Source organism: Cellulosimicrobium sp. Marseille-Q4280, assembly GCF_943181405.1.
Taxonomy (GTDB): Bacteria; Actinomycetota; Actinomycetes; order Actinomycetales; family Cellulomonadaceae; genus Cellulosimicrobium.
Map to the genome: position 1 here is coordinate 592878 of NZ_CALPBY010000002.1, position 11691 is coordinate 604568.

Annotated in this window: 5 protein-coding genes; 2 read left to right on the forward strand and 3 right to left on the reverse strand. The window is 73.3% G+C overall.

Going from position 1 to position 11691, the window contains the following annotated elements:
• Positions 1–125 precede the first annotated feature (125 nt).
• Complete coding sequence (locus NFS20_RS07480) at positions 126–2744, forward strand: discoidin domain-containing protein (protein ID WP_251151101.1); 2619 nt, start codon at positions 126–128, stop codon at positions 2742–2744.
• A 55-nt stretch (positions 2745–2799) separates the two neighbouring features.
• Positions 2800–6693: a hypothetical protein gene (locus NFS20_RS07485; protein WP_251151102.1), complete on the forward strand. Its 3894-nt coding sequence runs from the start codon at positions 2800–2802 to the stop codon at positions 6691–6693.
• A gap of 204 nt (positions 6694–6897) precedes the next feature.
• Here NFS20_RS07485 and NFS20_RS07490 read toward each other — a convergent pair whose 3' ends face one another.
• The 3 genes from NFS20_RS07490 to NFS20_RS07500 are packed head-to-tail and all read right to left on the reverse strand — an operon-like array spanning position 6898 to position 11552.
• Positions 6898–8382: a glycoside hydrolase family 43 protein gene (locus NFS20_RS07490; protein ID WP_251151103.1), complete on the reverse strand. Its 1485-nt coding sequence runs from the start codon at positions 8380–8382 to the stop codon at positions 6898–6900.
• A gap of 54 nt (positions 8383–8436) precedes the next feature.
• A complete protein-coding gene (locus NFS20_RS07495; RefSeq protein WP_251151104.1) occupies positions 8437–9537 on the reverse strand; it encodes a substrate-binding domain-containing protein in 1101 nt (366 codons plus the stop codon).
• Entirely contained in the window at positions 9534–11552 is a 2019-nt protein-coding gene (locus NFS20_RS07500; protein ID WP_251151105.1) for a heparinase II/III domain-containing protein, read from the reverse strand. Before NFS20_RS07500 ends, NFS20_RS07495 begins: the two co-directional genes overlap by 4 nt.
• Between the last annotated feature and the right edge of the window lie 139 nt (positions 11553–11691).

Consider the following 11691-nt stretch of genomic DNA (forward strand, 5'->3'; position numbering starts at 1 on the left):
ACTCGGTTGACGGTCGGTGAGGCAGAACATACTTTCGGACACGAACGAACGCTGCTGCTCGTGAACAAACATAAACGATCATGGGAGATCGTCGCGGGCAGAGCGGATGATCGAAGGAGATCCTCGTGCCCGACGCTGCCGCCGGACCCGCCCACCGCTCGCACCACCCGACCTCCGCACCCCCGCGTCGTCGTCGACGCCTCGCACCGACCCTCGCCGCCGCGACCGCCCTCGTCCTCGGCGGCTCGCTCGCCGCCGTCGCCGTACCGGCGACCTCGTCCACCGCCGCGACGGCGACCACGGTGACCCCGACCGCACTGTCCGCCGCTGCGCCGTCGGGCACGGTCCCCGCGCCGGACGGCTCAGCCTGGCTCGATGCCGACGGCAACGCCATCAAGGCCCACGGCGGCTCGGTCGTCACCGTCCACGAGGAGGAGGTCGGCCTCGACATCACGGGTGACGGGACGACCGACCAGGAGGTCCACCTCTGGTACGGGGAGGACAAGACCCACGCGACGCGCCCCGTGGACGGCGTGCGCGGCTACTGGTCGACCGACCTCACCACGTGGCACGACATGGGCCGCGTGCTGCCGAGCCACCAGCACTTCACGCTGCGCGTCAACGCCGCGGGCACGGCCGTCGAGGTCGACCCCGCGAAGGTCGACGCCCTGCAGGCCGTGGCGAACAAGACCGCGCCCGAGGCCGGCTCGACGCAGGCGCAGATCGACGCGGCCAAGGCCTTCGTCGAGCCCTACGTCGAGACGTGGGCCGACGAGGACGCCGGCGTCGCCGCGACGTACGACGAGGCCGCGCTCGCGAACGCGTCGTACCGCCTCAACGGCAACATCAACATCATGGAGCGTCCCAAGATGCTCTGGAACGCGAAGACGAAGAAGTTCGTCGTCATCTACCACGCGGACGGGCCGCTGGCCGACAACGCCGACCTCGTGAGCTGGGTGCGCGGCGGCGGCGACCCGGCGAACCAGAACGTCGGGTCCCGGTACTCGCGGGCCGAGATCGGCTTCGCGACGTCGGACACCCCGTGGGGCCCGTTCAAGCTCGTCAACACGACCAAGATGAACTGGGCGCCGGGCGTGCCGAACGCGGGCCGCGAGGGCGACTCGCGCGACATGACGATCTTCCAGGACTCGGACGAGCACACGGTCGACCCGGTCGCCGACGACGCCTACGCCGTCTACTCGTCCGAGATGAACAAGTGGATGTACGTGTCGCGGCTCAACGCCGAGTACACCGGGCCGCTCGAGACGGGCAGCGACGCCACGCTCGGCGAGGACTTCTCGAACCGCGTGCTGCCGGACTTCTCGCGCGAGGCGTCGAGCGTGTTCAAGCACGACGGCTGGTACTACATGCTCACGTCGGGCACCGACGGCTGGGCCTCCACGCCGGTCGTCGCGTACCGGTCACGCTCGATGATCACGCCCACGGAGGCCGTCGTCGGCAACAACGACCGCCACCCCTCCACGGGCCAGTGGGAACGGCTCGGCAACCCGTGCGTCGGCGACGCCGCGCGCACGGGCGTCGGGACCGCCGACCCGGTCGAGTGCTTCGACTCCCAGCCGACGTTCGTCATCGCGATCGACCAGGAGGCCGGCCGCTTCGCGTATATGGGCGACCGCTGGATCACCGAGGCCAACGGCTCGGCGGGCGAGCGCTCGCGGTACGTGTGGGCACCCATCCAGGTGAAGGACGGTCGCGTGACCGTCGAGAACGTCGGCGCCTGGGACCCCACGAACACGACGCTGTTCCACCCGCTCGAGCCGGTGACCCCGCTCGAGTTCTCCGCCCACGTCGACGACCGCGACGCCTTCGACCCGACGTTCGACGTCACCGTCGACGGCGAGCGGTACGACGACCTCACCGCCGACTGGAGCACCGCGAGCCTCGACGCCGCGTTCGCCACCCGGGGCACGCACACGCTCGTCGGGCACGTGGCCGGGGACGGCCCGCTCGCCGGACGGTACGTCAGCGCGACCGTCCAGGTCGACGGACCGGTCGACGTGTGCCGCGAGCCCGGCACGACGGTGAGCGCGTCCTTCCACCAGACCGAGTACGGCACCATGCCCGCGTCCTTCGCGTGCGACGGCAACCCCTCGACCGCGTGGTCCACGTGGGCGGGCGGCACGGGCAAGAAGGACCGCGTGACGTTCACGGTCGACGCGGCCGAGCAGTGGCGCCTGGACGCCGTGCGGCTCACCAACACCGAGGGCACGATCACGGGCGTCGGCGTGGAGTACCGCGACGCCGACGGCGCGTGGCGCCCGACGACCGCGAACGCCGTCGCGCCCTCCGCCAACGGCACCCTCACGACGGTCGGCTTCGACGCGGTCACGTCCGACGCGCTGCGCCTGACGTTCGACACCCCGGGCTCCTACCTGAAGATCAGCGAGCTCTCCGTGGCCGGCACGGTCCCCGGCGAGGAGCCGGTCGACCCGGAGCTCGCTGTCGCCGTCCAGGCCGAGGTCCGCTGCCTCGCCGGCAAGGCCTACGTCGCGGTCCGTGCGACGAACGACGACGACGTCCCCGTCGACGTCACCCTCACGACGCCGTTCGGCACGCGCTCCGTCGCCGACGTCGCGCCGGGGAAGAACGCCTACCAGTCGTTCCCGACCCGGCAGGCGAGCACCGACGAGGTGACCGTCACCGTGACGGCGAGCGCCGACGTCGACGGCCGCACGGTCACGACCGAGCACGACCTCACGACCTCCGCCGCGCGCTGCGGCTGAGCCTCCCCCACCACCCCGCACCATGTCGCCGGTGCCGGCGACAGGAAGGCACACCATGAGACTCCACGCCCCACCCGGCGCGCCGAACGGGCGCGCCCGCGCGGCGACCGCCGTGACGACGGCGCTCGCGCTGTCGGTCACCGGCCTCGTCGCCGCGACGCCCGCGGCGTCGGCCCCGCCCACCCCGGCCGCGCCGTCGACCACCAGCGCGCTCCCGGCCGACCTGCCCGAGCTGCGCTTCGACGACCCGTCGATCGACTGGGCGCAGATCCTCGTCGACGGCGAGGACGTCGAGCGCCGCGAGGACGGCACGCCGTTCAACGTGTTCGGCGGCTTCGGCTCCGTCTCGTGCAACAACACGGGCAACCTCCTGCTGGACTACAAGGAGGAGAACCCCGAGGCGTACTGGCGCATCATGCACCTGATCTTCGACCCGGAGACGGGTGCGGGGCTCAAGCACATCAAGGTCGAGCTCGGCGCGGACAACAACACGTCGTCGGGCACCGAGCCCGCGACGAAGCGCAGCGCCGACGAGCCCGCGAACGTGCTGCGCGGCTCCGGCTTCCACTTCATCGCCGACGCGCTGTCCATCAACCCGGACATCGAGACCGAGGCGCTGCGCTGGGGCGAGCCGTCGTGGACCAAGACGGACCCCGATCTGCGCTACCAGTGGTACAAGGAGACGATCGACGCCGCGTACGACACGTACGGCGTCGAGTTCGACTACATGTCCCCCTCGCAGAACGAGGTGGGCGGCAGCTTCCACCTGCCGTCGATCGCGCCGGAGCTCGCGTGGGTGGTGGACTTCGCAGAGCGCCTCGAGGAGGACGCCGAGGCCGAGGACGCGCGCTACGACTACGGCGACATCAAGATCGTCGCGCTCGACACGTACCGCAACGTCGAGCCGGTCGCCGCGGCGATCCTCGCGAGCCCGGCGGCGCTCGAGCAGGTCGACGCGATCGGCTACCACTACGACATCGCCGGCGGTCCGAACCTCACGCGCCTCAACAAGGAGTTCGGCATGGAGGTGCTGTACTCCGAGGGCGTCGCCCCGATGATCGACCCGGAGTACCGCATCAACGCCGAGCCGGCGCGCGGCGGTATCGGTGGCACCGTCGGCGCCGTCGACATCGCGGACCGGTTCATCAACGCCTACCGTTGGAGCGGCGCGGGCGACAACCCGGCGCACATGACGTCGTTCCTCTTCCAGCCCGCGGTGAGCGCGATGTACGAGGGCACGCAGTACTCGCCCAAGCACCTCATCCGCGCGTCGGACCCGTGGTCCGGCTACTACGAGGGCGGCGTCGGCGTCGCGCTCGTGCGCCACTTCCACCAGTTCGCCGAGTCGGGCTGGGAGTACGTCGAGGGCGCCACGTACGGCGACGGGACCAAGGGTGACGGCGGCACGAACGTCGACACCTCGACCCGCACGTACATGACGCTGCGCACGCCCGCCGCGGACGGCGGCGAGCCCGACTTCACGCAGGTGCACGCGAACAACACGAAGACCGCGCGCCACTTCGAGGTGAAGGTCGCCAACCTCGGCGAGCCGCGCCCGCTCACCGTGTGGGAGACGCGCGGCCCGGACGCCGGCGAGGAGTACGACGCCAACTGGCTGCGGCCGACCGGCTACGTCGAGCCCGTGCGCACCGAGACCACGGACGGTGTCGAGTACGCCGTCTACCAGGTCGAGATCGCCCCGTACTCGATCCAGACGCTGTCGACGCTGCCCCAGGGCGTGCACGGCACGACCGCGGCCTACGACCGCGCCGACTACGCCTCGCCCGCGCAGGACACCGCGCTCGAGCTCCCCTACACCGACGACTACGAGTACGAGGGCTACCCGACGGCCGACGTCCACGGCGTCGAGATGGGCTACGTCGAGCGCCGCGGCGGCTCGCCGCGGTACACGGCCGACCAGAACGGCGCGTTCGAGGTCGTCGAGGGTGACGGCGAGCGCGGCAACGTCATGGTGCAGAAGATCCACGCCGAGAACCGCGGCTACACGTGGGACGTGTGGGGCAGCCACGCGCAGAACCGGCCGTCCACGGCTCCCCCGGCCACCGTGCTGGGCGACCACTCGTGGGCGAACTACACGTCCTCGGTCGACTTCAAGCTGGACACGCAGGTGCGCGACGCGAGCCTGCCGAACTACGCCGGGCTCGGCGTGCGCCAGCACGTCCCGACGGGCGAGGACCTCGCGACCTACACCGCCCGCGTCTACGCCGACGGCACGTGGCAGCTCCGCAAGCTCGGCGCCGCGGTCTCGTCCGGCACGATCGCCGGGTTCGACGCCGACGCGTGGCACTCGCTCTCCGTCGAGGCGCGCGACAACGTCATCACCGTCACGCTCGACGACGCCCCGCTCGCGCGGTACGTCGACGCGAGCACCAACCCGGTGCTCACCGGACGCATCTCGATCGTCAGCGGGTACTACAACACGCAGTACGACGACCTCGCCGTCACCCCGATCGAGGGCCAGGCCTGGGAGTCCGTCAAGATCGACGACGCCGACTCGCGCATCTCCTACCCCGGCGGGTTCGCCTACACGCAGGCCGGCTATGCGCACCTCAACCGCACGCAGCACGTGCTCGCCACGGGCCGCTCGGCGGTGTTCGAGGTGGACGGCACCGGGTTCAACCTGTTCGGCGCCAGCGGCGCCGCGACGCTCGACGTCGCGGTCGACGACCAGCCCGTGCGGACGGTGAACGTCGGCTCGACCGGCGACCGCCAGACGTCGTACTGGCAGCGCGGGCTCGACGGCTCGACGCCGCACACCGTGACGGTCACCGTGCGCAGCGGCACGTTCACGCTCGACGGCGTCGACGTGCTCGTCGGCGGCGCGCCGCCGGTCGTCACCGACCCGGAGACCACCCCGGTCACCGTGGCCGAGCCTGTCGCGCGCCTCGCCACCTCGGTGGGCGACGTCCCCGATCTCCCGGAGACGGTCCGCGCGACGTCGCAGGCCGGCACGACGATCGACGCCCCCGTCGAGTGGTTCGTGCCCGCGGGCGCGTTCGACACCCCGTACGCCCTCGTGAGCCTCACGGGGACGTTCACGGGCAACGAGGCGCTCGCCGTCACGGCGCAGGTCGAGGTCGTCCCCGACGGCCTGCAGTACCTCGTCGACGCGAACGCGCCCGCCGTCCCGGCGGCCACCGCGTTCCCCGCCGTCAAGGGCTTCGTCGAGGCGCAGGGCGGCACGCTGCGCAACGCCGAGCCGGACGCGCTCTGGTCCGACGCCGCCGGCTGGGGCCGGGCCGCGAACTACTCCGCGAAGGGCCTCCTGGGCCAGACGCCGTACGACAAGATGCGCGAGACCGGCTGGTACACGGCCGGGGCCTCGACGCCGCTCGTCTACCGGTTCACGCTCCCGGCGGGCACGTACACCGTCTCCTCGGGCCACACCGAGTGGTGGAACGTCGGCAGCGGCAAGGCGCGCAACATGCAGACCTCGGTCTCCTGGACGGGCTCGGACGGCCAGGCCGTCACCGTTCCCGTGGGCAAGGTCGCGTTCCCCAACGGCAGCTCGGGCCGCTCCGAGGTGCTCTCCGGTGAGTTCACGCTCACCGAGGAGACCGTCGTGTCGTACACCGTGGCGAACGACGGCGGCACCGAGGCCCCGGTCCTGTCCTGGGTCGGGATCGCGGGCGACGAGGCCGAGCAGGGCGTCGCGACGACCGCCGTCGTCGAGACGCGCTGCCTCGCCGGCAAGCCGTACCTCGCGGTCCGCGTGACCAACGACGACGAGGCCCCCCTCGACGTCGAGGTCGCCACGGCCTACGGGGCGAAGACCTTCGCGGCCGTCGCGCCCGGCAAGAACGCCTACCAGACGTTCGCCGTCCGCACGGCGCCCGCCGAGGGCACCGTGACCGTCACCGCCCGCACCACGGACGGCGACGACCGCGAGAGCGTCGAGGAGGTCGCCCACGCGGCGCCCACCTGCTGATCGTCACCACACTGCACCACTCCCGCGCGGGGCCGGGGTCCCCGGCCCCGCGCGGACCACGTCCGATGCGGCTCACCCCCCGTACCGATCCGGTACGGGGGGTGAGCCGTCTCCGCAGGACGTGCAGTCGACGAGCACAGTTGACGAGCGCAGTTGACGAGCGCAGTTGACGAGCGCAGTCGACGAGCGCAGTCGTCGGCCGTCTCAGGGCCGCGGCGGCGCCTCCGCGCTGCCGGTGTACGCGAACGCCTCGACCGTGACCCGACCGCTCGCGCACACGAGCCCGACCATCCGCCCGGTGAAGCCACCCGCGACCTCGGTCGACAGGTACCGCCCGTCCACGCGCGCGAGCTCGCGCGGTCCCTCCGGGCCGTGCAGCACCGCGACGACCTCGTCCGGCCCGCGCCGGTGGCTGTACTCGTGCTCGGTCGAGGCCTGCGTGCGCAGCTCGAGCTCCGCGCCCGCGGGCACGACCGCCTCGGCGAGGACGGACACCGCCGGCCCGATCCGCACGACGACGCGCACGACGTCGCCCGTGACCTCGAGCGTCACGGCGTGGTCCGGGTCGACGCGCAGCTCGAGCCCGCCGACACCCTCGGAGGCGTCCACGCGCGCGCGGGCGCCCGACACCCGGTGCTCCTGGCGGCGGCCCACGAACGACCGGTCCTCGGGCGTGCGCGGCACGAGCCGCCACGCGCCGTCGGACCACGTGAGCACGTCGCCGGGGAACACGCTCGCAGCGACCCAGTCCCGCGGGAGGCGCACGTCCCCCAGGGTGCTCTCGACTGCCGGCGTGGCGTCCGGCTGCAGCGCACGGTCCACGCGGGGCCAGCCGTCGGCCCAGGAGACCTCGGCCGCGAACGTCTCGCGGCCGAGCACGTGCCACCCGGGGAACCTCCCGTCGGGACGCACGCCGAGGAAGACCGCGGCCCACGACCCGTCGGGGCGCTGCACGAGGTCGGCGTGCCCCGTGTTCTGCACCGGGCTGCGCGTCCCGCGGGCGGTGAGCACCGGGTTGTCCGGGCACGGCTCGAACGGCCCGCTCGGCGAGGAGCCGCGCGCGACCGTGACGGCGTGGCCGTGCCCCGTGCCGCCCTCGGCGATGAGCAGGTACCACCACGACCCGACCCGGTACAGGTGCGGTCCCTCCGGGTGCTGGCCGCCGGTCCCCTGCCACACGGTGCGCGGCGCGGAGAGCAGCTCGCCGGTCGTCGGGTCGAGCTCCGCCTGGACGATCCCGCCGTCGGACCACGTGAGGTAGCACGTGCCGTCGTCGTCCCACGCGAGGTCCGGGTCGATCCCGCCCGCGTCGATGCGCACCGGGTCGGACCACGGGCCGGCGGGTTCTGTCGCCGAGACGAGCAGGTGCCCGGGGCCGTCGTTCACGTTGGTCGTGACGAGCCAGAAGCGCCCGTCGTGGTGGCGCAGCGTCGGGGCGTAGATCCCGCCCGACGGCCCGGCCTGCGCGAGCGCGAGCTGGGAGGGCCGGTCGAACGCGTGGCCGACGAGCTCCCACGCGACGAGGTCGGGCGAGCGGAAGATCGGCACCCCCGGCGCGTACTCGAAGCTCGAGCACGCGAGGTAGTACAGGTCTCCGACCCGCACGACGGACGGGTCGGGGTGGAAACCGGCGAGGACCGGGAGGGTCGGCAGTGACGGGCGGTCGGGCTCGGCGAGGAGTTCAGGCACGGGCACGACCCTGGCACACGCCGACCGGTCGACGCGAGGACCGCGCCCGGACGATCAGGCGCGCGCCGCGGTCACCCGCCCCGTCGACTCCCGCACCACGAGCTTCGGGCTGATCGCGACGCGGTGCACGGGTCGCGTCGGGTCGGCCAGACGCTTCGCGAGCAGGTCCACCGCCGCGTGCCCCACCGCGGCCCGCGGCGGGCGTACGGCCGTGAGCGCGGGGCTGAACAGCCCGGCGACCTCGTCGTCGTACGCGACGACGGACAGGTCGCCCGGGACGGACATCCCGCGGTCCTGAGCACTCTGCACGATGGCGAACGCCTCGGGGTCGGAGTGGGCGAGCAGTGCCGTCGTGCCCGACGCCACCGCGGTGTCCACGACCTCCGCGATCGCCTTCGTGAACTCGGGCTTGTGCCGGTCCGGCGCGAGCCGCTCGAAGTGCTCCTCCGACGACAGCCCCAGGTCGCCGCACGCCGCACGCCAGCCGGCCGCGATCTTGCGCGACGTCGGCGACTGGCGCGAGAGCACGAGGCCCACCCGGCGGTGGCCGAGGTCGGCGAGGTGGTGCACGGCCATGAGCGCGCCGAGCGCGTGGTCGGACACGACCGACTCGAGCGCCTCGCGGTGCGGCGCGAGCGCCGCCTCGCGCTCGACCAGCACCGACGGGACGTCCGTGCGCGCGAGCCACTGGACGAGCTCCTGCGCGTGCGGGCTGTCCGTGCGCGGCGCGAGGATCAGCCCTCGCAGGTCCTCACCCTCGACGAGCCGCTCGATCGTCGGGCGCTCGTCCGCCACCTCGTACGACGACCCGCGGAGCACGACGCGCAGACCGTGCTTGCGGGCCTCGGCCTCCATGCCGCGCACGACGCCCGGCCAGTAGTAGTCGAGCGACGGCACGAGCACGCCGATCGTGGCGGTCGGCGTGCGCTCGGTGCCGCTCTCGCGGCCGTCGACGGGCACGGCACCGCCGTGCACGCGCGCGAGCAGACCCTCCCGCTCGAGCTGGGCGATGTCGCGGCGCACGGTCACGGCCGTCACGCCGAGCTCGTCCGTCAGGTCCGCGACGCGCACGACGCCGTCGCGCTCGAGCGACGCGAGCAGGTGCGCGCGCCGCTCGGCAGCGAGCGGCGCCCGCTGCATCTCCTCCGTGGTCACAGGGCCCCCTCCTGGGTGATGGCATCGTCGTCGATGGTGTCGTCCTGCTCGACGACGAGAGTCAGGTCGGTCCGGTCCGTCACGTCGAGCGTCAGGCGCGTCAGGGTCTCGCCCCACACCTCCGACAGCATCGGGTCGTCCAGCGTCCGGACGGTCACGTCGACCGGGACGTCCTCGGGCCAGCGCACGACGACGGGCGTCGCACCCCCGAGCGGGACCACGCGCAGCAGGCCCGGCGACGTCGTGACGTCACCGGCGACCACGAGGTGCACGACCGCCGCGGCAGGAGCGGCCGCGCCGAGGTCCCACGCGTCGTGGACCGTCACGCTGGCCCGGCCGCGGGCTCGCCGATCGCGCTCCTCGTCGTGGCCCGCAGCACGCTCGAGGCGTGCGGTGCGGCGCCACGCGGCCAGCCCGTCCACGGGATAGGCGCCCGCGAGGTCGAGCGTCAGCTCGCCGTCCCCGGGGACGACCTCGCGCGCCGCGAACGCGGCGCCGACGCCCTGCGGGGTGCCCGCGATCTCGGGCACGTTGTGCCACGAGCTCTGCATGGTCCAGATCGCGTACCGGTCGGGGCCGAACGTCTGTGCGGTGTACGTCGGGCGACCGGCGTCGACGAGCACCGGCACGCCGTCGGACGCCACGACGAACGAGCCGACGTCGTTGTGGTTGTGGTGCTCGCCGTTGTGCCCGCCCTTGATCGCGAGCGTCAGGCCGCGCGGGCTGCCCGCGTGCTCGCGCGCGAGCAGGACCTGCGTCGAGGGCAGCCGGACGTCGCGCGGCAGCGGGGCCTCGCCGGGCCCGGCCGCGAGCCAGTCGGCGTCCGTCACCGCGCGCAGCAGCCGGCCGAGACCGTAGTCCTCGTCCGCGACGGGCTCGCCCGGCACACGGTACGACGCCGCGTGCCGGCGCGCGTCCTCGTCCCCGGCGCGGCGCGCGGCGCGGTGCAGCGCGTGCCACGGCTGGTCCGCGGGGGGCAGCGCGCGGCCGTCGGCGAGGTCGAGGTACCAGTCGCCGCCCAGGTGCATGCGGTGCGGGAAGGCGACCGTCGCGCGCAGCGCCGCTACCGGCGTCGCCGGGTCGAGCGCGTCGAGCGCCCCGTCCGTCGCGTGGGCGAGGACGTCGAGCGCCTCGATCGCGCGGCACGCGCCGTTCCACCAGTACTCGTAGCCCTCGTCGATCGCGCCGTCGGCGGGCAGCACCGCGACGTAGCGGTCGAGCCCCTCGACCACGAGGTCCACGACGTGCGCGCGCAGGTCCGCGTCAGCGGGGTCGTCGAGCAGGCGCAGCGCGGCGAGGAGCACGTTGCCGTGGATCCAGGGGTTCCAGTTGTGCACGTCGCCGTCGAGGCCGATCCAGTGCCAGTCGCGCCGGGCGAGGAACGGGTCGATCACGCGCTCGCGCACCTCCCCCCGGACGCGCGCCCGCAGCCCGGGGTACCGCGCGTCGAGCGCGTCGCCGAGGAGGTGGTCGGCCCACGCGAGCTGGCCCGCGACCTCGCCGGCCCCGAGGTCGAGGAACGGACGTGCGCGGTCGGGCAGCACCCAGCCGCGGGTCGCGAACGCGTCGTCGTGCGCGGGCCAGCACCACGTGCTCTGCTCGCACACCGCCCAGATCCCGTCGGCGACCTCGTCGACCCACGCGTCCTCGAGCGTGACGGCCGCCGCGACCACGGCGCGCGACAGGCGGCGCTGGCGGCCGAGGACGAGCTCCTCGTGCGCGGTGCGGTTGCCGTCGCGGTGCAGGCGCGCGGCCGTGCTCGCGAGAGGCAGCGGCCACGCCGTCCCGCGCTCCTTCTCGGCGCGCAGCAGGACCGCGGCGACGGTCTCGGCGTCGACCCCTCCGGGCGCCGTGCCCCAGCCGGGTGTCCAGACCGCACGGTCCGACGCGGGCGCGACGGGCAGTGCTCGTGCGGGGTCGACGAGGAGCTGGGCGAGGGTGGCTCGCCGCTCCGGCGGGGCCGCGGCCGACAGGCCGAAGGCGGCGCCGAGCGGGCCGATGAAGTGGGTGGGCATCTCTCTCCGTCGAGGTGGTGACCGTTCTGTCCCTATCGATCAGAAGCGATCATAACAGAAGGGCTACGCGCTTGACAGCGTCCGTTCTTGAACGTTTGACTGCGGAAGTGTTCGGTGAGCGATCACCTCACGTGATGGG

Excerpts from the sequence above, each read along its gene's own strand:
- NFS20_RS07500 (WP_251151105.1), bottom strand. The coding sequence starts at position 11,552 with ATGCCCACCCACTTCATCGGCCCGCTCGGCGCCGCCTTCGGCCTGTCG.
- NFS20_RS07485 (WP_251151102.1), top strand. The coding sequence starts at position 2,800 with ATGAGACTCCACGCCCCACCCGGCGCGCCGAACGGGCGCGCCCGCGCG.